We start from the raw sequence: 24742 nt of genomic DNA, 5'->3' as shown, positions 1-24742 counted from the left end.
TTATCACTCCAAATGAGTGCAAAATGTTAACTTTGCAACCTATTTATACTGTAATATCATGCTAAATATCATCCAGAAGGGACTTTCCAAAATTTTCGGCAGCAAATCGAATCGTGACGTTAAGTCAGTCCTACCCATCATAGACGAAATCAATGAACACTTTTTGTCCTACCAGAATTTCACACACGACGAACTCCGTCAGAAAACACAGGACTTCAAATACAGGGTCCAGCAATATCTTTCCGAAATAGACCGGCAGATAGAAGAACTCTCTGAAAAGGCGGAAACCCAGGAATTGGAACTTGATGAAAAAGAGGCCATTTTTGCGCAGGTCGATAAACTGAAGAAAGACCGCGACGAAGCCATCGAGGAAATCCTGAATGAAATACTGCCGGAAGCCTTTGCCGTCGTAAAAGAAACAGCCAGGCGATTTTCCACCAACGAATTCATCCGCGTAAAGGCTACCCAGTTTGACCGGGATTTAGCCGTCAAAAATCCGGCGGTGAAAATCGTGGGTGACGAGGTCGTTTTCCCGAATAAGTGGACAGCAGCCGGTGGTGAAATCTCCTGGAACATGGTACACTATGATGTACAGTTGATTGGTGGTATCGTGCTGCACCGCGGAAAAATCGCGGAAATGGCAACGGGGGAAGGTAAAACGCTCGTGTCCACCCTACCGGCCTACCTGAATGCGCTGGCCGGCTGCGGAGTACATATCGTTACTGTGAACGACTACCTGGCACGCCGTGACTCGGAATGGAACGGCATGCTGTTTAATTTCCTGGGGTTGACCGTCGATTGCATCGACAAGCATGAGCCACATACGGATGCCCGTAAAAACGCCTACCTGGCAGACATCACCTACGGTACCAACAACGAATTCGGTTTTGACTACCTGCGCGACAACATGGGACGCACACCGGATGAACAGGTACAGCACAAACTGCACTTTGCCATGGTGGATGAGGTCGACTCCGTCTTGATTGACGATGCGAGAACACCGCTGATCATTTCCGGGCCGGTGCCGAAAGGCGAAGAACAGATGTTCCAGGAACTGAAACCGCGCATCGAGCGACTGGTGGCCACGCAGAAAAAAGCGGTTGGCCAGTTTTTACTGGATGCCAAAAAACTAATTGCCGAAGGCAAAACAGGCCATAAGGAAGGCGAAGGCGGACTGGCACTGTTGCGTGCACACCGAGGGTTGCCGAAAAACTCCGCACTCATCAAATATTTGAGCGAACCGGGTATCCGCCAGATACTGATGAAAACGGAAAATTACTATCTGCAGGACCAGCAGAAGGAAATGCCGGTCTGCGATGCGGAACTTTATTTCGTCATCGATGAAAAGAACAACCAGATTGATTTAACGGAGAAAGGCATCGACCTGATCACCTCTTCCGGAGAGGAAAAAGATTTCTTCATCATGCCGGATGTGGGCGCCATGATTGCCGAAGTGGAACAGCAATCTGTTTCCCATCAGGAAAAATTGACACTGAAAGACCAGGTGCTGCTGGATTTCAATATCAAATCCGAGCGTCTGCATACGGTCAGCCAGCTGCTGAAAGCCTATTGCCTTTTCGACAAAGACGTCGAATACGTCATCATGGACGGCAAGATTAAGATTGTCGATGAACAGACCAGCCGTATCATGGAAGGGCGACGCTACAGCGACGGATTACATCAGGCGATTGAAGCAAAAGAGAACGTAAAAATCGAAGCGGCCACACAGACATTTGCCACGATTACATTGCAGAACTTCTTCCGGATGTACCACAAACTTTGCGGTATGACGGGTACAGCGGAGACGGAGGCGGCTGAGTTCTGGGAAATCTATAAACTGGATACGGTGGTAGTGCCAACCAACAAGCCGACACAACGCGACGACCGGGAAGATTTGATTTTCAAAACGAAGCGTGAAAAATATAATTCCATCATCGACGAGATCCAGAAGCTGAAAGAGGATGGCCGTCCGGTGCTGGTGGGTACAACGAATGTGGAAGTATCGGAATTACTCAGCCGAATGCTGAACATGCGCAAGATTTCCCACAATGTACTGAATGCGAAACAACATCAGCGTGAAGCCGAAATCGTGGCACAGGCGGGTTTACCGGGACAAATCACCATCGCCACCAATATGGCGGGACGTGGTACGGATATCAAGCTCGGCCCGGGTGTGAAAGAGATAGGCGGTTTGGCCATCATCGGTTCGGAGCGTCACGACTCGCGTCGTGTGGACAGGCAGTTGCGAGGCCGTGCCGGCCGTCAGGGCGATACGGGTTCCACCCAGTTCTATGCTTCCCTCGAAGATGATCTGATGCGATTATTCGGCTCTGAGAGAATAGCGGGCCTTATGGATAAAATGGGCTACAAGGAAGGGGAAGTGATTCAGCATTCCATGGTGACCAAATCCATAGAACGCGCACAGAAAAAAGTGGAAGAAAACCACTTCGGTACCCGCAAACGTTTGCTGGAATACGATGACGTGATGAATGCGCAGCGCGAAGTGATATACAAACGAAGACAGCATGCGTTGGCGGGCGAACGCATTACGTTTGACCTCATCAACATGTTTTATGAACTGAGTTATGAGATTTGCAACGATGCCAAAATCGCACTGGATATCGAAGCATTCAGGTTAGACTGCATCCGATTCCTTTCCGTGGATACTGCCATTACCGAAGCTGACTTAAAGAACCAGAAAGCGGATGAACTAGCCGACCGTTTGTACCATGAAGTGTATGAGAAGTATGCACGCAAGTCAGAAGCCATCATGAAGGAAGCCTATCCGGTGGTGAAAAATGTGTATGAAGAAAAAGGGAACCAGTTCCAGAATATCGTCATCCCGTTTACAGACGGTAACAGAAACATCAATATCGTCGCAAATCTGGAGAAAGCCTATAACAGCAAAGGCCGTGAACTGATAAAAGTATTTGAACAAAACATCATCCTCTCCTTCATCGACCATCACTGGAAAGACCATTTACGCCAGATGGATGATTTGAAGCACTCCGTGCAGATGGCGGTACACGAACAGAAAGACCCGTTACTGATCTTTAAGTTTGAAGCGTTTGAATTATTCAAACAGATGCTGAGCGCCATCAATAAGGATGTAACCACCTTCCTGTTAAAGGGAAGCCTGCCGGTACAGGATGCAAACCAGATTCAGCAGCACCGTCAGAAAAAGGTCGTGGAAAAAACAAAAGAATCCAGAGGGGACGAAGGCGGCAATATGGGCGAAGAATTTAAAAGTGCCGACAGCGGTGAAACCAGAGAAAAACAGCAGCCGGTGCGCGCGGAAGTGAAGATAGGGAGAAATGATCCCTGCCCTTGCGGAAGCGGAAAGAAATTCAAGCACTGTCATGGACAGGAGTTGGCATAAGAATTGATTCATAAGCAAAAAAAGATTCTGAAGGGTTTATTGTCAATAGGGAAAGTTTAAAAAGCCGGAATGAGATATATTTTGACTGTTTGTTGTTTACTTTTTACCGCTTTACTTACCAGTGCAGCGGACAATGATACGACGCAGGTAGAAATCAACAACAACATCTTGTTTTTCAAAGACCCTCGGGTGGACGTGCTTCAAAAGATGTACATGCGCAACAACGACGCCAAGAAACAGGCGATACGGGTGCAGGTATTTCAGGCTACTTCCCGCGATAAGGTTTTTGAAGCCAAATCCCAGTTTTCCGCCCGTTATCCCGGCATTCCGATTTTCATATCCTACTCCTCCCCGAACTTCAAACTGAGGGTGGGCGATTTCGCCACGCAGCAGGAAGCATACAAATTCATGCAGCAGCTGAAATCGTATTTTCCCGCCAGTTTTGTGATTGAAGAAAAAGCGAAAGACGAAGACGAAAAACCGAAGGCGAAGAAAGGGAATTAGCCCAGTTTACCGACTCACAAAATCCAGAAGAAGAAATGCAGTAAAACTACTTCTTCACGCCTATTATTTTAAGCACATCCCAAATATTTTTGTACCAGAATTTCCATTTGTTATTTTTCGCCTGCAACTCTTCCCGTTCCCAAAAATGAAGATTGGATACCGGGTACAGATACCCGAAATCATACACGGTTTTACTTTTCTTTTGTGCAGCCACATTGCTCACCGGAAAACGATAATTTGCTTCCTGTTGTTTTACCAAGGTTAGCGCCTTTTCCCTGACCGCTTTTGCTTCATCCAGATACTGCTGAACCGGAATCTTTGTTTTATTAACTTTATTGAAGCGGTATGCGATTAGATAAGAGAGTGTATTTCGTCTATGCAGCGCGCGTAATGCGGTTATATCGAAACTCAGCAACAGTTCATTAATCAGTTTATTTCCGGCATCGGATCCATAATTCCGTCTGAGGTCATTGTATTGCTGTACGAAAGAATCTAGTACCGATATATACTTTCTCTGTATAAATTCCAGTTCTTCTTTAGTCGCCTTATTCAGGATGTATTTATATGCATACTCAGGCCTTGGGTGAAATTCCAGGTTCAGTTTTCCGCCGATTTCATCTGTAATGGTCTGCGCCGTCATGACTTTTATCAGCTGTTTATTTTTGATAAACTCCGTTTGCAGTCCGTTTACTTTTTCTGCAAAGTGCAATAAAGCCGTATCGTGAACGGCAATCTTTAAAAATTCCAAAGCATTGGTTTCAGCAGTTGCCGAATGTTCATTTTTCCAGCACCATCGAGCAATGCTCCAGTCGATGAGCCAGTAATTCCATTCCTGTCCCGACGTAAAGGTAAGATGGCCATTAATACCTAATGAATCACAATACTGAATATCCCGCAAGCGCGTGGCAAGATAAGGAGACAAGAACATAGGAACCGAATTGTCAAACGTAATCCAGTAGGCAGATTCCGGAAAATACCAGGTGTCCCGGTATGTTTTACTTTCTATCAACAGGTTTCGCAGGTGAGAGAAATCTTTGTTCCGGTATACGGGCGTACTCGAATCCAGCAATCCATAAAACATCACTGTATGCACAAACTGGCTGTAGGCGCTGTCCATATCCGTTCTGCCTGTTTTCATGGATTTCGCATTCGAAATCAAATTTTCATCTTTCACCACGTGTTTTCTGCTCGTAAGTTTCACGTGATATTTCGCCAGGCTGTCGTACAGGAATTTCTGCTGTTTGTGCAGTTTTTCCTGGTCTTTATGGGTGAATTCCGTCGTTGCAAATTCCACATTCCAGACATCCCAGTTTATCTGCATCAGGGCGGAAATATTATCCAATATCTGTCTGTCCTTTTTTCTGAACGATGCGGGAAAATTCTTATACAACTGGAATGCACGCTGCTGAATCATGTGAAATGACATATCCGCACCACAAATAATGCCCCGTTCATGTGCGTAATCAACAATCGGCTTCATATACGGAACCCATGTTTTCAGTTTTATACTGCGCAGAAGATTGAATTCAAGATAATTCTGTCCGTTTCTGCACAACCAATTGATATACGTCTTCACTTCCTCTGCACCATTGGGCGTATTTTCATTCAGCAACGCTTCTGTAATTTCCAATGGATGCATCGCATGCACATGAAACCCGATTTTATCAAAACGCGGAGTTATCGTTTCAGAAAAAGTATCCGGCTGAAAATCGGACAAATCGGGAATGATGGTTTCTTTGGGATGGTAAAACTGAAAACCCAAATGTTTTTGCAGGAAATAATAAATGCCGTTTGACAGACCTTTTGCCGACAACGAAGTAATTTCAATCAGATAAGTACCCTCGTGGATACTCGATCTTATTGAAAATTTTTGTGTCTGTTTTGTATTGGCCTCATATAGACTATTATATCTTGACGTATCGGAATCAAGTTGAAGAATTACATTGAAGGTTGTTGCACTGTCAAATTTATCGGCAATGATTATATTGCCCTGTTTCAGCAATGTTTGAGCATCTTCAATGGTATACTTCAGTGAAGCGGCGGGAGGTAGATTGGAAAGATCAAAAAATAGTTTATCGGCAAAAGTAACAGTTGAAAGACACATTAAAATAAGACATAAAATGCGTTGTGCTATTGGTGTCATGCTTCAATTTAAAGAAATTGTTTCGAACCTTCCTGTCTGCTGACAAGAGGGTATTGAGTTTGCAATGCCATTAATATTCCGAATCCGGCGCCTCTTCATCCACTTGTCCCCAATTGCCGGCACTTCCACCGCTGATGAGCACATCGCCTCCTTCTTCACAGATATTTTTCACCAGCGAAGAATCGGAAGGGGCAAAGAATTTCGCTTTTTTATTCAGTTTTAATTTGGCATCACTGTATGCTTTCTGCATGAACATCCCCCAAACCGGCATAGCTGCCCGTCCTCCCTGACCGGTTCCGGTGTACAGGAAGCGTAACAAAGGATCATCACAGCCTACCCAAACGCCGGCAAGCAATTCGGGTGTAAAGCCGATAAACCAGGCATCCGTATTCTTGTTGGTCGTTCCGGTTTTGCCGCCCACATCAGCAGGATAGGAGAAATAGGCACGTAAGCCCGCAGCCGTACCACCCGGGGAAACGGGTCCTTTCATAATCTGGCACATCTTATAAGCGGTATTGTCGTTAAAGACTTCTTTCATCTCCGTAGTAAAATTCTGGATGATATTGCCGTCTTTGTCTTCAATACGGAGCAAATACTGAGGTTTGGTACTGATGCCTGCATTGACAAAAGTGGAATATACCGTCATCATTTCATAGAGAGAAACCTCGCCGGCACCCAGACAAATGGAAGGTACGGTAGGAATTTTGGAGGTAATGCCCATCTTGTGGGATAAATCAACGAGCGCTTCCGGTCCGAAATTTTTCATCATGTACGCCGCAGCGGTATTGATGGAATGTGCCAGACATACTTTCATCGGATAGGCACCGCCGAAACGTCCGGAATTTCTAGGCTGCCAAACCTGTCCCTGATAGGTAACGGTAATCGGACCGGTTGGTATATTCATACATGGCGACCATCCGTTATCAACCGCCAGAGCATATTGCACCGGCTTAAAGGTGGAGCCTACCTGACGCTTGGTATTGACATTGCAGTGATCATATTTAAAGTGTTCGAAATTCGGGCCACCTACCCAGGCACGCACATATCCGGTATAAGGCTCAACCACCATTACTCCAATCTGCAGGAATGATTTATAGTATTTGACAGAATCCCATGGTGTAAGCGTTGTGTCTTTCATACCTCGATAGGTAAAGACTTTCATCTTTTGTTTCTGTGTCTGGAAGTTTTGGAGTATTTCATCTTTTGACAACCCCTGTTCTTTTAGTGCCACCCACCTGTCCGTATACTTGCAGGCTGTTTCGAGGATGCGTTTACCATCTTTTGTGCCCCAGGGATTCCAGCCGGCAGTAAACTGTGCCTTGAAAATATTCTGATAGCGGGTCAGGTGCTGAATGGCAGCTTCCTCCGCATACTTCTGCATACGCGTGTTAATGGTAGTATAAATTTTAAGACCGTCGGTGTAAATATTGTAAGACTCTCCATTCGGTTTTTTATTTTCTTTCGCCCACTTTTTCAACTCTTCCGCCAGCACCATTCTGAAGTAAGGAGCCAAACCGTCGTTGGCTGATTCGGGATGGAAATCGAGTTCAATCGGTTTATCTTTCAATGCTTCAAACTGGGCGGGTGTAATGTCACCATTATCCACCAGTTTGCGCAAAACGGTCGCGCGTCTGTCGCGTGTTCTTTTCTCAAATCTTCTTGGATTGTAATAGGACGGATTCTGCAGCATACCGACAAACATGGCGGCCTCTTCTGTTTTAAGCTCATTGGGTTTCTTATTAAAATAAACCCTGGAGGCACTCTCAATCCCGACGGCATTATTGACAAAATCGAACGTATTGAAATACATCGCAATGATTTCATCTTTGGTATAGCGACGTTCAAGCATCACGGCGATGACATATTCCTTGGCCTTCTGGAAAATACGCTGCACGATGTTTCTGGCTCTGTTGTGAAACATGTTTTTAGCCAGCTGCTGCGTGATGGTACTTCCACCTCCGTCCTTTCCCAGCGTTACCAGCGCACGAAGTGTTCCTTTCAGGTCAATGCCGGAATGATCATAGAAGCGTTCGTCTTCATTCGCCACCAGGGCTTTTACCAAAATCGGCGGCAACTGATCATATGCAATATTGCTCCTGTTGTCAACATAATATTTCCCGATTACAACTGAATCTGCTGAAATAATCTTGGAAGACAAGTTAGCATTTGGATTTTCCAGTTCATCAAAACTGGGCAGACGTCCGAACAGACCAATACGCACCAGCAGAAAAAACACCATTAAACCCAATACGCCGAGACCGAAAAGTTTCCATAAATTTTTAGGGTCTTTAAACCATTGAAGTCCTGTGCTCATTATTTCAAATAATTTTCGATATAATACCTGGAATACCTGTCTAAATCAACCTGATTTTTAATCAACCTGAAGTTGGCAGGTGCAATAATGAAATAATCCACCTTATTCAGATCATTATCTCCGACAAGGGATGGTGCATGAATCTGCAGGGCGTCGTAATAATTTCTGGCATCCGTAATACCGTCAAATTTTTTCATCTGGATCAGTGTGAACCCATCTATGAAAAATGGATTCACCTTGATTCTAAAGATGTCAAATTTGGTCTTGTTAAATTTGACGAGTTTCGCAACGACAGACTGAACATTGATATATTTTTCCTTTAACTGCAGTAACACAAAAACATTGGTTGTATCAAAAACAAACTTCTCTGAAATCGTATCTTTCGGAAGCTGAATGATTTCAGGTTTTATAAACGGGGCCGTTGTATCTTTCAGGTGGCTTTCAAACTGTATATAGGCAATCAGGTATTCCTGCGCATTCTGTTTAATTTCACCTTCTTTGTATTTGGTAATGATGTCTGATAACGATCTCTTATATGCGTCGTACTGTTTGGTTTTTCCATACGAGACCGCCTCCAGAAATTCAAACTGAGGCATCTCAAAGGAAGACGGATATTTTGTCTTGGCAATAAATTTATTCTTAATGACCTGATTGTAATCCCCGTCTAAAAACAACTGATAGGTAGAAGCATATAAACGTGCGGAAGTTTCTCCCTCCGTTTCTTGCGATGATTTTTTTCCCTGATTTCTCAACACCTCCGATACATCACTGAGCGGATAGTTCTGTAAAATGTATTGTTTCTCTTTTTCTGCCAAACCCTGTAAATTCTTATCCAGAAAAATCAGGTATTGATAATAGTGTGCTTTTGCGTCATATTCACTATTAGGAAACCGACGTGTCAGTTCATCAAAAGCCTGTTTGGATTTTGGAAGATTATTCAGTTTATTCTTGAAAAGCTCTCCGTTACCAAAAAGGGCGTTTGCAATCTTCGCATCAGATCGCATAAAATCTTCCGGAGATTCTGGTATTGCAAGGCTGTCAGAAGCGGCTGTGGTAACTTTACCTTTGTCTTTACCTTTAAGGGCTGCAGCCGAAGAAACTGTATCTGTATTGTTATTAGCGGCTGGTAATTCATCAAAAAAAGCGGATTTATTGCTTCTGCGCCAGTTGTCTTCCAGTTTTCGGTCACCCCAAAGCCGAACAAAATCGTTGTAACCTTTGCTCTTGGATTCCGGATTATAGAAGTACCATAATCCGTTAGAGACGGCATCTTCAGGAACAAATACTGCAGGAGCGGACGAACCGTTATCCCCCGCTTCTGAGCTGAACCTTGATTTTTTCTTTTCTTCCTTTTCCTGCCTGGCTTTTACATCTGCCAGAAATTTCTCCAGGTCTTTCGGATTCATTTTTCCCAGACGCTGCAGACTATCCTCCACCATAACAATTTTGGTATTCTGGGCCAATTCCGCTAATGTACTTTTTCTGCTGACAATGGCATCATAACCCTCAATAGTACTGGGGAGAAATACGATAGCGCTGTCATAATACACAGCCGCCTGCGCGTAATCTTCCTTTTCGTAGTAAATCTCTCCCAGTCGCAAATATGATTTACCTTTCTGTTCTTTATTTGAAACAGATTTGCTGATGGATTTTTGCAGATAGGCTATCGTGCTGACAGTATCTTTATTGAAGTAATAATAATTGGCAATCGTATACAACACTTCATCCGCATGGTCTTTGTTTTTGCCAAAGCGAATCAGTTTGGTGAGCATCTTTACAATATCCTGGTCTGCCAGATCGGGATGTTGTCCGTATAATTTGGCCAGCTGGATTTGAGCAAACAGATTCAATTCTTCCGTTTTGGTATGCTTTCCCGCTTTCACATAATAATCCACCGCATCGGCAGGCTGATCATTCTTCTGATACAACTGTGCCAGAATGTATTCGTAATACGCTTTTTCCTTTTTCTTTTTGAAATACAGCATGGCGTTCTCCAGCTCCTCGATTGCAGGAGAGTAGTCATTTCTGCGGATGTTATAATACGCATCAATCAGATAAAATTCTCGTCGTTGTTTTTTCGTAAGCTTGCGCAATGACTTCCCGTAGGATATCATGCTTTTAGCATCCGCGTAATTCCCTGACTCTATCAATGTTTTGGACATCCAGACTATAGCTTCCGGCCTGGATGGTTTGTGCTTGATCTTTTCCCAGACAGTAAGCTTATCGAACTTGGCTTCCTGCTTGGCCGTTAATGCATCCAGCGGTTTCTGATTATCCCGTTTGGCGGTGGAGTCGACATAGTATGGGTTTTTCACGTACTGATCTCCCATCATAACGTACGGAAGCTTGCTGTCAAAATTGGGTTTCTCCGTTTTCTTCACATTCGGATTCAGCTTTACCACATTGGAGTCCAGGGCGGAGGATTTCCCCTTTGCCTTTGCTATTAAGTCTGCCGGAATTTTCTTGCCTTTCTTCTGCAGCTCTATGATCTTCTTTTTGGCTTTGATTATTTCTTCAATTTCCTTCCGCTTCTTGTCGATAGCTGCCTGTTGCTTTTCCCGGGCATCATCTGCTTTCTGTTTCGCTTCTTCCTGTTGTTTCTTATACTGGAATTCAATGATTTTTTTCTTTTCACCGGCCTGCTTCGCCAGTTCTTTCTGCCGCTGTCGAATGTATTTCAAACGATCCTTATTACTGAACTCGAGCTTATAGTTCATCTTTCCCGGCTTCATCGTGGTGACGATATACTGGAACGTGATTAAGGAAGTATCGTATTGTTTGCGTAAAAACTGGGATTTACCCAGCAACAAATAGGCATTATCACGCCAGCGGCTGTAATCGTGCAGCTGGAGAACGATGCCGGTTTTTTTGGCAACCGTTTCCAGTTCTGTGGTATACTGCGAAAAATCCGCGTCGTCATGGTAATAAAAAGGAAGCAGTTTGTTATAGTCATACTTTCGCTGGAACTGATAGTTAAACACCAGTTCCTTGTACAATTCATTGGCATTGAAATAATAGTTGTTGCGTGTGGTTAAATCACCCCATGCCCGTTTGATGATGTTGGGTTTTTCATATTGCGACTGTGTTTTCTTTTTCTTTTCTGCGAACGAGAGTATCGTAAAAAAGCTAACACAACCTAAAAGAAGAAACAATTTTTTGACCGTATATAAACGCATGCTCGTTTTAATTCCTTAATTTTAACGCAATTTCTTAAATTTATTTTACTTATTCGAGTGAAATTGATTTAATTCATTCACAATGACGTTAAAAAAACCGGATTGGAGCAAGTGGCGTGAAAAGCTGAAGGATGTATATCGCTTCCAGATTGTAGATGAAAAACACTATGATGTCAAACTGGTATTAGAACTTAACCGACTGAATGTGATAGTCGTAGGTGGATTGCTGCTCGCATTTTTCACCTTTTTAAACTTTCTTTTCATTTCATTCACCCCGCTGAAACAATATGTTCCGGGTTATGGAACCTCTTCCGGAAGAAGCGAGGTAATCAGTATGAATATCAAGACGCAGGAGCTGGAGCGCAAATTAAACGCCCATCAGAAGTATGTCCAGAATCTGCAAAACATTCTCAATGACAAGGTAGTGGTAGATGCTGTTGCGACGCCGTTGAAAAAATCCAAGGTGGACAGCGGCATTTTAAGTTTAAAGACAACGGATGAGGCAGAATTTGTAAAAAAGATGGAAAAAGGGCTCCAAAATGCTGAATTAATGGAGTCTGTTCGCGATACCAAAACTAGTATATTCAGCAATTTACAGCTCCAAAAGCCGGTTTCAGGAAAAATAATCAGTCCGTTTGACCCGAATAAATCGACCGGCACCACCATGGAGGCCGGTGCTAATGAAGCAGTTAAAGCGGTATTATCCGGCAATGTCATTTTTACCGGAAACTCTCTTTCGAATGGCGCTTATATTGCCGTTCAGTCTGAAAATCAGCTGGTTTATATCTTGAAAAATAATAATCAAGTGTTAAAGAAAACAGGTAACTTTGTACGGATGGGCGAAACCATAGCGAATGCAGGTAAAATCAGGCCATCCGGGAAATATGCTTCTGTTCTGGAACTTTGGTACAAGGGACAGCCGATTGACCCCGCCAAATTCTTAAAATAAAGAAATATGTTTTCACGAGGTACAACAAAAAACGGAGAAACCATGGTAGCCAACAGGATTAATGAGGGCACTGTCATTTCCGGAGATATTTCAGCACAAACCGATATCCGGTTAGACGGAACCATCATGGGTAATATTATCTGCTCTTCCAAAGTAGTGATAGGCAGCAATGCACATATCACCGGTCATATCACCTGCAATGATCTAACCATTGAAGGAAGAGTGGACGGCAACCTGGAAGTTAACGGTATCCTTTTCTTCCGCTCGGAAGCCGTTTTTGACGGTGATGTCAAATACAAAAAGCTGATTGTGGAAGAAGGTGCAAACATTACCGGCTCTCTGGTCAATACCAATGCCGTAACGAAACCACTTCAGCAAACCACCCACCATGGAGAAACCAACACCCCCTACCAACAAACAGCAGGCTAGAAACTGGGTAGCTTATTCCGGGATGGCATTTGAGATGTTTGCAATCATCGGAGTCTTCACAGGTATCGGTTTTTTCCTGGATAAACAATTTCAAACGCAACCGATACTGATTCTCCTCTTCTTATTCATCGGGCTAGCCGCCGCATTTTATCGCATCTACCAACAATTCAGCAATCCATGAAGTGGTTCTGTTCGTTAGTAATTATTACAGGTTTTTTTATACTTGCTGGTTTTTATATCGCGGATGATTTAAAAATGGGCTACTACTGGATGTCTATGGGGATGGCGGCGGTTTCATTCCTCTTTTATCTTATGATAGTTCAATCCCGCCAAAAACTAGCTGCGGCTAAAGCCGGCGCCAATCTGGCTGCCATTACCCTAAAATTTATTGCTTCCATGCTGGTTGTGATACTATATGTTATTTTATTCGGTACTAAACATAAAGCGGATTTCCTGTTTTTTATTATCAGCTATTGCATTTTTTCCGTCATCAGCTATACAGGCGCCTATTATTTTAAGTAATTAAATTCTCCTGCTAATTTTATGTTTGTATAACCTGCGCTTAACGTGCTTATTTTGACTTTACGCATTTTTTTAGCTAAGTTTGATTAAATGCGAAAAAGAGTGCATACAAAATTTTTCATCTTACCAGTAGGATTATTATTGTTGCTGACTATTTATGGCTTTAAGCCTCCAAAAAGCCCGTTTCCTAAAAATGATATCCTGTATTCCAAATACGGCGGTGACGTTGATAAAATGCTTCGGGAAGAGAGGAAGTTAGATTCTCTGGCACATCCTTATCTCTATCAATCGACTAAAGAAGTGGCGAAGGAAGAAAATTCGGGAATAGATGATGAATCCGTAATTGTGGAGAAAGCTGAAATTATGCCTCAATTTCAGGACGGCGAAAAAGGCCTGAAAGAATATATTGCTTCCGGCACGGCGTTCATACCGGATACACTGGTTGGTAAAAAGGCGACTGTTGTAGTCAAATTTCACATCAATACTTTGGGTGATGCGAAGAATCCCAAGATCACAAAAAGTACAGATCCGTCGTTTGACCTGCAAACGATTATGCTGGTAGACGGCATGCCTAAGTGGATACCTGCCAAACAAAACGGAAAAGAAGTAAATTGTTATATCACACTACCAATAAAATATGGAGAATAGAATTTACCATGCCGGGAAAATAATCATTCCGGCAATCCTAATCGTACTTACATCCTTCAGTTACGCTGCATCTAAAAAGCCCGTAACCGTTATCCTGATAGGAAAGATGAATAACAAGTACGAGATACACATGAAGCTAACCATAGAAGCCGCTAAGGTAAAAGGCTCCTACTATTATTCCAGCAGTTTTAAACCGATTGATCTGGAAGGAACAAGAAGCGGAAATACCATCACGCTGAATGAAAAGGTCAATGACACCATCACCGGAACATTCAAAGGCAAAATGTTGAATAATCTGTATAAAGGAGACTGGAGCAATACAAGCGGCAAAGAATTATCGTTCAGCCTTATCAATAAAGAATGGATAGCCGAAGATGCGGACAATATTTCCGGCACTTATTCCCTTGGCATGAGCAAAGAGGAAGCAAAGGGAGCAGCCATTCCCAAGGGAGAAAATGGTTATGGCGGCAAAGCCACTGTCATGCTTTTCTCTAATAAAAAAATAGGTTTCTGCATCAGCTATACAAAGGGATATCCCGGCTATCATACTGGCGAGATCCAGGGTACGGCTTCCCCTTCCGCTGACGGGGTATATACACACAGCGAATCACTGAATACGGGTGACAAGCCATGTGAGCTCACATTTACTTTTAAAAATAAAAAACTGGAAATACTTCAATCTACCGATGACGGCAGTTGCGGATTCGGAGCATTCGTCAATATCAGCGGAACCTACAAGAAAGAAGGTAAGGCCGTTAATCTGGAAAACTGTTTGTATTAATCCACAAACGGAATCAGTCCGCGAATACCCATATCCACCACGGAATCTTCCACACCTGTATTAGCGGCATTCAGCGGCTGAAACAATCCATCTCCGTTTTTGTCTTTCCACTCAAAACTTTTATTGGTAGAAAGCGAAACCGTAATCACCACATCGCCTGTTTCTGCACCGGTGATGGTAAATCCGGAAGGAGACAGGAATCTGCCTGTCACCACGCAGGAACCCGGAGCAATAGGAGATGTATTGAAAATAGGATTAGGAACCGTCGTTGCATTTTCAGGAGCCTGCCATTCCACCGGCGGCCTTGTAATTCCTAAAGGTAAATCATTTACTTCCACGGCGCCATATCCCTGTTTCTTGTTGGCATTCACCGTTACCGTCTGATTCTTCACCCTATAGGAAGTGATGTATGTATTAAATCCAACGAAAGAAGCTACTCTTCCTGTATACATGCCGTTTGCAACCGGGTAAGTTGAATTTTCATATTTTATCTTGATATCATAATTCTGGTAAGCTAATGAAACCCGCAACCATTTGTAAGAACCGGGCGTTACATTCTTAATCGGAACTGAAAAAAACACTTCATCATTTCCGGCAAATACAGATTTGGAAAAATCGATGGCCAACGCCCCGCCGGTGTTAACCTCATTCGCTTTATACAGAATTGTACCCGTTCCTATTGGTGATAAACTATCAGGTGCCAGTTCTATGTAATGTGCGCTCATACTATGAAAAACGGGCGACTGCGCCGCGTGGCCTGCAGGCAACGTCGTGACAGGATTACCGAAGTTATTTAATCGGGTCTGGGTAGAATCAAATTTGAATATAAATATGAGCTTCGGACCGGTATCTTCTGTTTTCGTACACGAAATCAAAAAGCCGGCAACAATTAAAAACAGGAATACCTTTCTCATAGATTTTATTTAGAAATCTAAGTTACTGCATTCAAATCATATGCCAAACAAATCAGCGGCATTTTTGGATGTAATAGCGGCTATTTCATCCAATCCGATCTCGTACACGGAACACAATGTTTCCGCCACTATTTTGGTGTAGGCACTTTCGTTGCGCTTCCCTCTGTGGGGTACGGGCGGAAGGTAGGGTGCATCGGTTTCCAAAACTATCCTTTCAGGTGGAAGCTGTTTTAACGTTTCTCTCAGTTGTGTATTTTTATAGGTTACCACCCCACCGATACCAAGATAAAAACCGAGTTTCAGAATTTCAGCGGCTTCCTCCGGACTGCCGGTAAAACAATGAAATACACCCTGAGGATTGGCCCTTCTTTTCTTTAAAATATCCAGTAACACATAAGTGGAATCTCTGGAATGAATCGCAACCGGCAGGTTTTTTTCCAGCGCCCAGTCACACTGAAGTTCAAAAGCCTCTTTTTGTATGTCAAGTGTAGTCTTATCCCAATATAAATCAATGCCGATTTCACCTACTGCCACAAAAGTTTGGTTGCTGAACAGATGATTGCGGATAATCTCCATTTCCTGCCGATAGCTATCCGGCTTTACGTAGCATGGATGCAGTCCCATCATCGGAAAAACAGCATTTGGAAACTGTCTGACTAATGCCATCATGCCATCAATGGTCGTTGAATCCACATTGGGAATAATCATTTTTGACACCCCGTTATCCATAGCCCGTTGTATCATCTCCGAACGGTCTGCATCAAACTGTTCTTCATAAAGATGGGTATGTGTATCGATGAGTGTCATAGTAAGTTAGAAGTTAATTTTATCAAAAATGAATCTGTTGTTACTTTCTAAAAACAACGGAAGACTGTACTCCAAATGAACTCTGCTCTTATCATTCTCGTGCAGTACAATGATATCGCCGCCTTGTGCTTTTTGTAAATTATGCAGGCACTGAACAGATGTAATGCTTTCGTCAAAATCACCCGGCATCAACGACCAGTTAATCACTTTATAGCTGGATGAAAGCTGTGTGAGCTGAGCCAATGTTATCCTGCCGTATGGCGGACGAAACAGGCTGCTCTTTACTGTCCGGTTTGCATTTTCTATATCCTGCAGATAATCCTCATTCGTTGTCCTCCATCCGTTCAGATGTGTATGGGTATGATTGCCTATGCCGTGTCCTTCGTTCAGGATCTGCGTAATCAGTCCGGGATATTTCTCCGCATTTTTCCCTAAACAAAAAAACGTTGCTTTTGCCTGATAATTCTTCAGCAGAGCCAATATCCAGGGTGTTATTTCAGGATGTGGCCCATCATCAAATGTCAGATACACCTTATTGGTTACATCCGAAAAATTCCAGATAATACCGCTGAATAGCTTTTGAATAATATATGGAGTTCGTACAAAATACATTTGAACCCTTAAAATTACTAAAGTATTGGTCATTTATTGCTATCACTGCGGTTAAGTAAAAAAAATTTTCATAAATTAGAGATTGTTCTCTGTCAATAATTCTATCCCATGATTACTTCCATAAAGAAACGCTTACGCCATTGGTGGGAAGTTGACTGGAATATTTCAAGGCCATCCGCCCATTTTTATCTGCTCGTCGTCGTGATTGCATTTGGCTATACCTTCATGGAGTTATTCCTCAAGATTGGCAATCCCGGACTGAAGATAGGTATCAGCGATTTTATCCGTCTACTACAAGGACAAATATCCTATGAGGCCCCTGCAATTGTAAAACAGCTATTTCCTTATATGTGGATAGCAGGGGTTCTGAGCTGCTATATTTTTCGTGTCTACCTTATCATTTCATCCTACTTTATTTCAATGAGAATGTTCGACCGGCAAAAATTCCAGCGCGACTTTCTGGTATATATTTTCTCTGTAGTGTTGGTTGTCGCAGCAACCGTTTTATTATTCCGGATCATAGGACTTATTTACTGGCTGAGCGGCAATGGGTTCCATAACGGGGTAATGGTCATGGAAAATATGGCAGACCGCTTTCAATATTTCATATACAACAACATTCCCACTCTGGTGGAATTGCCATATCCTGTTGCGCTTCTTACCATATTTCTGGGTTTAACAGTCAGCTCACTCGGAGGTTACTTCATCCATTGGCTCACCCATCAATCTAGGCTGCTCTGGCTAACCGTTCACCGCCCGCATCACATGCCTGAGATACTGCATCCCGTTGGTATACCTTTAGCATTTAATTTTGATTTCATATTAATCATTCCCGGGTTGCTGTTTAATGTGTTATTCACCAAATTATTTTATGAAGGCTCCCTGATTCTGGAAACCACCTTAATCTTGATTTTTTATTATCATTTTGAAATCTTCAATCATCTTTCCACACATTACCATACCGCCTATCACAATAGATTTGTCCGTTTCTTCTCAGACCTAACGGGCAGCGGAATCTATCATTATGTGCATCATACTTCTGAGGTAGGTAAAGAGACCGTCAATTTAGGCGGCGGCATTTACTTGTTATGGGATAGAATTTTCGGCACTTTTGAGCAACCGCAACCTACCCCTCCGAATACAGGGTTAAGCGGCAACCCCAGCATATTGATGAACCCTTTTCGCGTCACGTTCAGCGGTTTCGCCCAGATTTGGTTTGAGCTGAAACATAACCATAGCCTGAAAACACGCTGGCTTATACTCTTCGGGAATGTCTTTTACAAGCCCCCTGTTTCGAAAGAATACCTCATACTGGGCTATCCGGATAAGTAATGCAGGCAGCAAAACATCATTTTATATTAAACTATCGGATTTTATTTTCATCATTATCTTAGTAACTTTACAGTCCCCTCGAAATTTGCCGTAAGGAGCATTAAACTGAAAAAAATGAGTAGTAAAATAAGAGTTCGTTTTGCACCAAGCCCTACCGGTCCGCTGCATTTAGGCGGCGTCCGCACAGCTTTGTACAATTATCTATTTGCCAAAAACAAGAGTGGTGATTTTATTTTACGCATTGAAGATACCGACCAGAACCGCTTAGTTCCGGGTGCGGAAAAATATATCATGGAAACCTTAGCCTGGGCGGGTATTAAGCTGGATGAAGGCATTAACGAAGGAGGTAACTACGGCCCTTACCGGCAAAGTGACCGCAAACATTTGTACAAACAATTCGCAGACCTGTTACTGGAAAAAGGCAATGCCTACATCGCCTTTGATACTGCAGTGGAACTGGAAGCAGAACGCGAGCAGCAGAAGACAAAAGGAAATCCTAACTTTTCGTATAACATCGCTACCCGTATGGGTATGAAAAACAGTTTATCCCTGTCACAGGAAGAAGTAAAGCAACGGCTGGAAAACGGCGATCCGTATGTGGTGCGGATTAAAGTGCCGGAAGAAGAATCCATACATATCCATGATATCATCAGAGGGTCAGTGGTATTCCACTCTTCCCAGCTGGATGACAAGGTGATGTTTAAAAGTGACGGCATGCCCACTTACCATCTGGCGAATGTGGTGGATGACCACCTAATGAAAATCACCCATGTGATTCGGGGTGAAGAATGGCTGCCTTCCACGCCTATACACGTATTATTGTATCGTTTTTTAGGGTGGGAAAGTACCATGCCGGAATTTGCACACCTGCCATTGATTTTAAAACCGGATGGCAATGGCAAATTATCCAAACGCGACGGAGACCGCCTTGGAATCCCGATTTTCCCGTTGAACTGGACCAATCCTGAAACGGGTGAGGTCAGCGAAGGTTTTAAAGAACGTGGATTCTTGCCGCAGGCATTCGTCAATATGCTGGCCTTTCTGGGGTGGAACCCGGGTACTGAACAGGAAATCTTTTCGCTGGATGAAATGATAGAATTGTTCGGTCTTGAAAAACTGCATAAGGCCGGCGCCAAATTCGATTTTGAGAAAGCCAAGTGGTTCAATGCAGAATACATCAAAAAATTAACCGATGATGAGATTGCTGATTGGCTGAAAAAAAATGCCCCGGATAAGTTTACCGGCATCGATACAGACTACCTGTCAAAAGCGATTGGTTTGGTCAAAGACCGCTTTGTCTTTTTGAATGATGCCAATAATTTCCCTTATTTATTTTCAGCTCCTGCACAATACGATACAGCAGTATTATCCAAATTAACCACGATTAAAGAGACGTTTCATACCGATACATTTTCAGATGCATTGGATGCCATCACGGAATTTAAAAGGGAAAATATAGATATCCCCCTGAAAGAATTTGCAGACGCCAATCATATAAAAACGGGGGACTTAATGAAATTTCTGCGTGTTAGCCTTGTCGGGGAATTGTCCGGGCCGGGCATACCCGACCTGATTTGTTTACTTGGCAGGCGTGAAACTATCAGGAGAGTGGAAAATTGTTTCAGCCAGTTATAAAGATGGATTGTATAGCGAGTTCAAAAACAGAAAAAATGGAAATACCAACCGGAGAAAATAAGTCACTTAATTTTATTGAAGAAATCATCGACAACGATTTAAAGGAAGGGAAATACGATTCCATCCTAACCCGTTTTCCACCGGAACCCAACGGTTACCTGCATATGGGACACGCCTCTTCGATTTGTCTGAATTTTGGTGTGGCTAAAAAATTTGGCGGAAATACAAATCTCCGGTTTGACGACACCAACCCGGTTACAGAAGATACCGAATATGTAGAGAACATCATGGAAGATGTGAAGTGGCTGGGTTTTGAATGGGCGAATGTTTTTTACGCCAGCGACTATTTCGATCAATTATATGAATTTGCATTACAGCTCATCCGTCAGGGTGATGCATATGTTTGTGATCTATCTGCTGATGAAATTGCCACAAAAAAAGGCACACCGACAGATCCCGGAAAAAACAGCCCTTTCAGGGACAGAAGCACAGAGGAAAACCTTGACTTATTTGCCCGCATGAAAGTCGGCGAATTTGCAGAAGGCTCTAAAACACTGCGTGCAAAAATTGACATGACATCTCCGAATATGCTGATGCGTGACCCTCTCTTATACCGCATTAAGTTTGCACATCATCATCGCACCGGCGATAAGTGGTGTATCTATCCCATGTACGATTTTGCACACGGACAAAGCGACTCCATCGAAAAGATCACACATTCCATCTGCACGCTGGAGTTTGTGCCGCATCGTGAATTGTACGACTGGTGTATCGAGAAATTAGGCATCTACCCTTCCAAACAATATGAGTTCGCCCGACTGAACGTAAACTATACGGTAATGAGCAAACGCAAGCTGTTGCAACTCGTCAACGAACAGCATGTGTCCGGCTGGGACGACCCGAGAATGCCTACCATTTCAGGGATGCGCAGGCGCGGCTTCACTCCGGGCGCTATCCGTGAGTTTTGCGACAGAGCCGGCATTGCCAAGCGTGAAAAGGTGAACGATATTTCCCTGCTGGAATTTTGTGTACGAGAAGAACTCAACAAGATATCGTTACGCAGAATGGTGGTGTTTGATCCGGTGTTAGTAGTGATAGATAACTTTAATGAGGAGGACATTCCATTAGAAATAGAAAATAATCCGGAAGATGAATCAACCGGTTTCCGCACCGTAAAAATCGGGAAAGAAATCTATATTGAACGGGAAGACTTTATGGAAAATCCTCCGAAGAAATTTTTCAGGATGGCTGTCGGGCAGCATGTCCGTTTAAAAGGCGCATTCATAGTATTATGTACTTCCGTCGAAAAAGACAAAAGCGGAACCATAACAGCCATTCATTGTGATTATCTTCCGGGCAGCAAGAGCGGCAATGACACTTCGGGTGTTAAGGCACAGGGGACCTTACATTGGGTAAATTCAAGAGATGCCATTCAGGTGGAAATACGCGAATACGACCGGTTGTTCAAGGTAGAAAATCCGAATGCGGAAGAGGGCGACTTCAAGGACTATATCAATGAAAACAGCTTACATACCATTTCTGCCGCATATGCAGAACCAGCGATAAAAGAGGCAACTACCGATAATCATTTCCAGTTTTTACGTAAAGGCTATTTTTATCCCGATAAAGATTCTACTGCGGATAAAATTATTTTCAATAAGACGGTTGGCCTGAAGGACAGCTGGACAAAGAAATAGTTTTCCATTTCTTTATCAGTCAAAATAGCCTATCGAATATGTTTTGAACGGAACGGTATCCGACTGCAAAGTATTGTAGGTATACATGGCAATCACCCTGTTTTGTGTGTCAAATGAATACGTATAGCGGAAATGAAATTTAGGCGGTGTTGTCTGTGTAACCAGTATGGAATAAAAAGTATTCCAGCTACCCACCAGATTCCGATGAGAGAGATACGGGAATATTCCGCTCTGCTGCACCAGGAACATCGGGTTTAAATCCTTAAAACTTAGCCCTTCGGACAAAGGAAATGTAAAGAACTGCTCAGGAAGATTGGGCTGCGGCGTCAGTGAAGTATATGCAGCGGTATCTGAACCAATCTGTATACAGGTATTATAAAAGCCACAAGTGTAAGGCCGGGATTGGCGAAAATTCAAAATCTGATTTCCAGAATAAACCACATTATCATAAAACAGGGAAACCCCCGACTCCGTATACCGGCAAGAATCCAGCTGTCCTGCGATATTCCTGAAATATTTCCGTTGCAGTATCCCCTGCTGTTTAATCGAATCAATAAAATTGGCAGGTGAAAGATAAATGCGGAATGTATCGCTGTAAGATGGCTTGACCATTTCGACATTCACCTCATTCGTGTAGTAGGATAATCTGGCATATGGATCACCCTGTTTATTGACAGCAGTAAGCCGGTCATCTGTATAACTGAATTCATACGATACCGTGTCTCCGAAAGTGGTAATTGTCAAAGACCTGATTTTCTGGTTAACCACGGGCGAATCTGTCGGATTACAGCTGCCAATTAAAATGGCAAAAAGCATAAAGATGTATGCAATCGGTTTCATGGCTTTGGATTTAAAATAAAGTTACTAAAATCAAAATAACCGAAAACTTGTACGTTGTTATTTTTCCACGATGGCATATACCGCATTCATTATCTTCTCCAGATTAGCCGGATAATTCACCCAGTTCTTTTCGGATTTCGGAGTAAACAGAGATACATCCACCTTATTCTTTCGTTGCCCTACCGTCACGGATATGTCCATAGGAACAGGCTGTGGTGACTTTTTCATTCGGTCGCTGCAGGCAGCATCATTGTCGGCACAATCATATTCTTCCTTGAAATCGAAGAAATCCATATCTACAATATACTGGGCAAGTTTGGTCAACTCATCGCGTGAAATTTTCTTTTCCATACGTTGAACCCCTTCATTTTTGGTTTTATATTCGCGCTGTACCACACCGGTATGCAAAATGGAAATGCGGTCATATATTTTTGAATCATTCGTCACCAGGGTACCGCCTCCATTGACATAAATATCAATGTAATCCCCCGGGTTAATCACCACCGGCACTTTTATATTAAGCGATTTCATGATGCTGTCCAGTTTTCTCTTATTTGCCAGATGCAAAGAATCGGCCTCCTTGTTGTATTGCGCGTAGGTTTCTTTAATGAAAGCATCGTCTTTGCCTATGTTGGTGTTATTGGGCTTCCTGTTAACCGGGATTTCATCCTCTATCTGTGCCTTTGACTTAGGCATCGGTTCATCCCGTCGGTTATAACTGGCATTTTTATTAATTACAGGAGACGATTCAAATGTAAATTCCCTAACATTTTTAGCCGTATCCATTTTAACCTTATTAGGTCTTTCTGTAACTGCATTCTCAATTGCTTCCGTTGATTTTTTCCCTTTGACAATAGGATGGGTGGAAAAATCATCGATCTTTGGCTGCGGTTTAACGTCCATTTTGGTTTTAACTTCTTCTTTTATTTTCAAATCAGGATTCGGTTGTATTACAATTTTTGGTTTTACTACTTCTTTTATTTTAACCGTATCTTTTATTGCATTTATCGGGGGAACAGGAATGGCCGTCTTAGTTGTCTCCGCTTCTTCATTTGGCTTATCCGTGGTTTTGCTTTTGTAGGTAGCCCCTTTGACAATCGGTTTAGTGGAAAAGATTTCCAGATTACTGGTGTCAATTTTTTTTGCATTGGGATTCAGGTTCTTCTCTTTAACATCAATTGATTTTATTTTTTCTCTCTCCAGTGCATTCAAATCCTTTGTAACATTTCCGGTTTTACCGTTTCCGTGTGCTGTCTTTTCCCATAAATCATCAAACGCCTTTACGGAATTTGCATTCTGCGCCTGCAAATTCGCAAAAATGAACATCGCTATGAGTAGGGCGTTTATATTTAAAAATAGTTTTTTCATGATAGCTGTTTTCTTTTGTAAAATATTAATCTTCAATACCTTTTAACATCGGAACAAAAGTAAAATAATCAAACGTTTCTTTTTCAAATTCATTGTTATCCAATCGTTTAATTCGTATCATCTGTTGGGTATCCCCTTCCCCGAATGGAATTACCATGAGTCCGCCAATCTTTAATTGTTTCAGTAGTTCTTTCGGAATTTCAGGCGCAGCGGCCGTAATCAGAATTTTATCAAAAGGCGCCTCATCGGGCAAGCCTTTAAATCCATCTCCAAAATAAGTCTTCACCTTACCATACCCTAAACGCTCGAGTAATTTCTTTGCTTTCAAGGATAATGGCTGATGCCGTTCGATAGTAAAAACCTGTATCCCCAATTCTGCCAACACAGCTGACTGATATCCGGAACCCGTTCCAATCTCCAAGACCTTATCCTCCTTATTGAGTTCTAAAAGTTCTGTCTGATACGCTACCGTAAACGGGTTGGAAATGGTTTGTCCGCGCCCGATCGGAAACGGTTTGTTTTCATAAGCATCGTGTTCGAATGTGTGCTCCACAAAGAAGTGCCTTGGAATTTTCTCTATTGCGTTTAGTATAGGTTCGTCCTTTATCCCTAAACCCCTCAATTCACCGACCAATCGTTTCCTTAACCCCTGATGTCTGAATGTATCCTGCATAGCACAAAAATAGGTGCAA

At 42.8% G+C, this 24742-nt stretch carries 20 protein-coding genes; 11 read left to right on the top strand and 9 right to left on the bottom strand.

What is annotated here, in order from left to right; genetic code table 11:
• Positions 1 to 58 precede the first annotated feature (58 nt).
• Together secA and IPM95_10055 are read left to right on the top strand one after the other, a co-directional pair.
• Positions 59 to 3379 carry a preprotein translocase subunit SecA gene (gene secA / locus IPM95_10060; GenBank protein ID MBK9329634.1) on the top strand — a complete coding sequence of 1107 codons (3321 nt, stop codon included), beginning with the start codon at positions 59 to 61 and terminating at the stop codon, positions 3377 to 3379.
• 69 nt (positions 3380 to 3448) lie between these two features.
• Complete coding sequence (locus tag IPM95_10055) at positions 3449 to 3883, top strand: SPOR domain-containing protein (GenBank protein MBK9329633.1); 435 nt, start codon at positions 3449 to 3451, stop codon at positions 3881 to 3883.
• Positions 3884 to 3929: 46 nt separating this feature from the next.
• Here IPM95_10055 and IPM95_10050 read toward each other — a convergent pair whose 3' ends face one another.
• From IPM95_10050 to IPM95_10040, 3 genes are all read right to left on the bottom strand, one after another.
• Positions 3930 to 6026, bottom strand: a complete 2097-nt coding sequence (locus IPM95_10050) for a hypothetical protein (GenBank protein MBK9329632.1) — start codon at positions 6024 to 6026, stop codon at positions 3930 to 3932.
• A gap of 70 nt (positions 6027 to 6096) precedes the next feature.
• Positions 6097 to 8340: a transglycosylase domain-containing protein gene (locus tag IPM95_10045; protein MBK9329631.1), complete on the bottom strand. Its 2244-nt coding sequence runs from the start codon at positions 8338 to 8340 to the stop codon at positions 6097 to 6099.
• Positions 8340 to 11516 carry a hypothetical protein gene (locus IPM95_10040; protein MBK9329630.1) on the bottom strand — a complete coding sequence of 1059 codons (3177 nt, stop codon included), beginning with the start codon at positions 11514 to 11516 and terminating at the stop codon, positions 8340 to 8342. The genes IPM95_10045 and IPM95_10040 overlap by 1 nt, the downstream gene beginning before the upstream one ends.
• Before the next feature lie 82 nt (positions 11517 to 11598).
• On the opposite strand from IPM95_10040, the gene IPM95_10035 reads away from it, so the two are divergent.
• The 6 genes from IPM95_10035 (at position 11599) to IPM95_10010 (ending at position 14845) form a co-directional block, all read left to right on the top strand.
• Entirely contained in the window at positions 11599 to 12465 is an 867-nt protein-coding gene (locus IPM95_10035) for a peptidoglycan DD-metalloendopeptidase family protein (GenBank protein ID MBK9329629.1), read from the top strand.
• Positions 12466 to 12471: 6 nt separating this feature from the next.
• The gene (locus IPM95_10030) at positions 12472 to 12894 is read left to right on the top strand and encodes a polymer-forming cytoskeletal protein (GenBank protein ID MBK9329628.1); all 423 of its coding nucleotides are present in this window, start codon (positions 12472 to 12474) and stop codon (positions 12892 to 12894) included.
• Positions 12854 to 13075: an AtpZ/AtpI family protein gene (locus IPM95_10025; protein MBK9329627.1), complete on the top strand. Its 222-nt coding sequence runs from the start codon at positions 12854 to 12856 to the stop codon at positions 13073 to 13075. Before IPM95_10030 ends, IPM95_10025 begins: the two co-directional genes overlap by 41 nt.
• A complete protein-coding gene (locus tag IPM95_10020; protein MBK9329626.1) occupies positions 13072 to 13416 on the top strand; it encodes a hypothetical protein in 345 nt (114 codons plus the stop codon). Before IPM95_10025 ends, IPM95_10020 begins: the two co-directional genes overlap by 4 nt.
• Before the next feature lie 102 nt (positions 13417 to 13518).
• Positions 13519 to 14064 (top strand): energy transducer TonB, encoded by a 546-nt coding sequence (locus tag IPM95_10015; protein MBK9329625.1) that lies wholly within the window; start codon positions 13519 to 13521, stop codon positions 14062 to 14064.
• Positions 14054 to 14845, top strand: coding sequence for a hypothetical protein (locus tag IPM95_10010; protein MBK9329624.1), 792 nt, complete (start codon positions 14054 to 14056; stop codon positions 14843 to 14845). The genes IPM95_10015 and IPM95_10010 overlap by 11 nt, the downstream gene beginning before the upstream one ends.
• On the opposite strand, the gene IPM95_10005 is transcribed toward IPM95_10010, so the two are convergent.
• From IPM95_10005 to IPM95_09995, 3 genes are read right to left on the bottom strand one after another with little or no spacing between them, the layout of a single operon-like run.
• Positions 14842 to 15759, bottom strand: a complete 918-nt coding sequence (locus tag IPM95_10005) for a hypothetical protein (GenBank protein MBK9329623.1) — start codon at positions 15757 to 15759, stop codon at positions 14842 to 14844. The genes IPM95_10010 and IPM95_10005 overlap by 4 nt on opposite strands.
• 36 nt (positions 15760 to 15795) lie before the next feature.
• Positions 15796 to 16566 (bottom strand): TatD family hydrolase, encoded by a 771-nt coding sequence (locus IPM95_10000; protein MBK9329622.1) that lies wholly within the window; start codon positions 16564 to 16566, stop codon positions 15796 to 15798.
• Between the two features lie 6 nt (positions 16567 to 16572).
• Positions 16573 to 17178, bottom strand: a complete 606-nt coding sequence (locus tag IPM95_09995) for a polysaccharide deacetylase family protein (GenBank protein ID MBK9329621.1) — start codon at positions 17176 to 17178, stop codon at positions 16573 to 16575.
• Between the two features lie 108 nt (positions 17179 to 17286).
• On the opposite strand from IPM95_09995, the gene IPM95_09990 reads away from it, so the two are divergent.
• From IPM95_09990 to IPM95_09980, 3 genes are all read left to right on the top strand, one after another.
• The gene (locus IPM95_09990) at positions 17287 to 18510 is read left to right on the top strand and encodes a sterol desaturase family protein (protein ID MBK9329620.1); all 1224 of its coding nucleotides are present in this window, start codon (positions 17287 to 17289) and stop codon (positions 18508 to 18510) included.
• A 114-nt stretch (positions 18511 to 18624) separates the two neighbouring features.
• Positions 18625 to 20145, top strand: coding sequence for a glutamate--tRNA ligase (locus IPM95_09985; GenBank protein ID MBK9329619.1), 1521 nt, complete (start codon positions 18625 to 18627; stop codon positions 20143 to 20145).
• Positions 20146 to 20180: 35 nt separating this feature from the next.
• Positions 20181 to 21842: a glutamine--tRNA ligase/YqeY domain fusion protein gene (locus IPM95_09980; protein ID MBK9329618.1), complete on the top strand. Its 1662-nt coding sequence runs from the start codon at positions 20181 to 20183 to the stop codon at positions 21840 to 21842.
• 15 nt (positions 21843 to 21857) lie between these two features.
• On the opposite strand, the gene IPM95_09975 is transcribed toward IPM95_09980, so the two are convergent.
• The 3 genes from IPM95_09975 to IPM95_09965 are packed head-to-tail and all read right to left on the bottom strand — an operon-like array spanning position 21858 to position 24723.
• Positions 21858 to 22682, bottom strand: coding sequence for a hypothetical protein (locus IPM95_09975; protein ID MBK9329617.1), 825 nt, complete (start codon positions 22680 to 22682; stop codon positions 21858 to 21860).
• Positions 22683 to 22739: 57 nt separating this feature from the next.
• Positions 22740 to 24050, bottom strand: a complete 1311-nt coding sequence (locus tag IPM95_09970; protein MBK9329616.1) for a hypothetical protein — start codon at positions 24048 to 24050, stop codon at positions 22740 to 22742.
• Between the two features lie 25 nt (positions 24051 to 24075).
• Entirely contained in the window at positions 24076 to 24723 is a 648-nt protein-coding gene (locus tag IPM95_09965; GenBank protein ID MBK9329615.1) for a protein-L-isoaspartate(D-aspartate) O-methyltransferase, read from the bottom strand.
• Positions 24724 to 24742: the final 19 nt, after the last annotated feature.

The organism is Sphingobacteriales bacterium (genome assembly GCA_016719635.1).
Lineage (GTDB): Bacteria > Bacteroidota > Bacteroidia > Chitinophagales > JADIYW01 > JADJSS01.
Note: the sequence above shows the minus strand (reverse complement) of the source record. Positions and strands in the feature narration are given on the sequence as shown.

Excerpts from the sequence above, each read along its gene's own strand:
- secA (MBK9329634.1), top strand. The coding sequence starts at position 59 with ATGCTAAATATCATCCAGAAGGGACTTTCCAAAATTTTCGGCAGCAAA.
- IPM95_10055 (MBK9329633.1), top strand. The coding sequence starts at position 3,449 with ATGAGATATATTTTGACTGTTTGTTGTTTACTTTTTACCGCTTTACTT.
- IPM95_10050 (MBK9329632.1), bottom strand. The coding sequence starts at position 6,026 with ATGACACCAATAGCACAACGCATTTTATGTCTTATTTTAATGTGTCTT.
- IPM95_10045 (MBK9329631.1), bottom strand. The coding sequence starts at position 8,340 with ATGAGCACAGGACTTCAATGGTTTAAAGACCCTAAAAATTTATGGAAA.
- IPM95_10040 (MBK9329630.1), bottom strand. The coding sequence starts at position 11,516 with ATGCGTTTATATACGGTCAAAAAATTGTTTCTTCTTTTAGGTTGTGTT.
- IPM95_10035 (MBK9329629.1), top strand. The coding sequence starts at position 11,599 with ATGACGTTAAAAAAACCGGATTGGAGCAAGTGGCGTGAAAAGCTGAAG.
- IPM95_10030 (MBK9329628.1), top strand. The coding sequence starts at position 12,472 with ATGTTTTCACGAGGTACAACAAAAAACGGAGAAACCATGGTAGCCAAC.
- IPM95_10025 (MBK9329627.1), top strand. The coding sequence starts at position 12,854 with ATGGAGAAACCAACACCCCCTACCAACAAACAGCAGGCTAGAAACTGG.
- IPM95_10020 (MBK9329626.1), top strand. The coding sequence starts at position 13,072 with ATGAAGTGGTTCTGTTCGTTAGTAATTATTACAGGTTTTTTTATACTT.
- IPM95_10010 (MBK9329624.1), top strand. The coding sequence starts at position 14,054 with ATGGAGAATAGAATTTACCATGCCGGGAAAATAATCATTCCGGCAATC.
- IPM95_10005 (MBK9329623.1), bottom strand. The coding sequence starts at position 15,759 with ATGAGAAAGGTATTCCTGTTTTTAATTGTTGCCGGCTTTTTGATTTCG.
- IPM95_10000 (MBK9329622.1), bottom strand. The coding sequence starts at position 16,566 with ATGACACTCATCGATACACATACCCATCTTTATGAAGAACAGTTTGAT.
- IPM95_09995 (MBK9329621.1), bottom strand. The coding sequence starts at position 17,178 with ATGTATTTTGTACGAACTCCATATATTATTCAAAAGCTATTCAGCGGT.
- IPM95_09990 (MBK9329620.1), top strand. The coding sequence starts at position 17,287 with ATGATTACTTCCATAAAGAAACGCTTACGCCATTGGTGGGAAGTTGAC.
- IPM95_09985 (MBK9329619.1), top strand. The coding sequence starts at position 18,625 with ATGAGTAGTAAAATAAGAGTTCGTTTTGCACCAAGCCCTACCGGTCCG.
- IPM95_09980 (MBK9329618.1), top strand. The coding sequence starts at position 20,181 with ATGGAAATACCAACCGGAGAAAATAAGTCACTTAATTTTATTGAAGAA.
- IPM95_09975 (MBK9329617.1), bottom strand. The coding sequence starts at position 22,682 with ATGAAACCGATTGCATACATCTTTATGCTTTTTGCCATTTTAATTGGC.
- IPM95_09970 (MBK9329616.1), bottom strand. The coding sequence starts at position 24,050 with ATGAAAAAACTATTTTTAAATATAAACGCCCTACTCATAGCGATGTTC.
- IPM95_09965 (MBK9329615.1), bottom strand. The coding sequence starts at position 24,723 with ATGCAGGATACATTCAGACATCAGGGGTTAAGGAAACGATTGGTCGGT.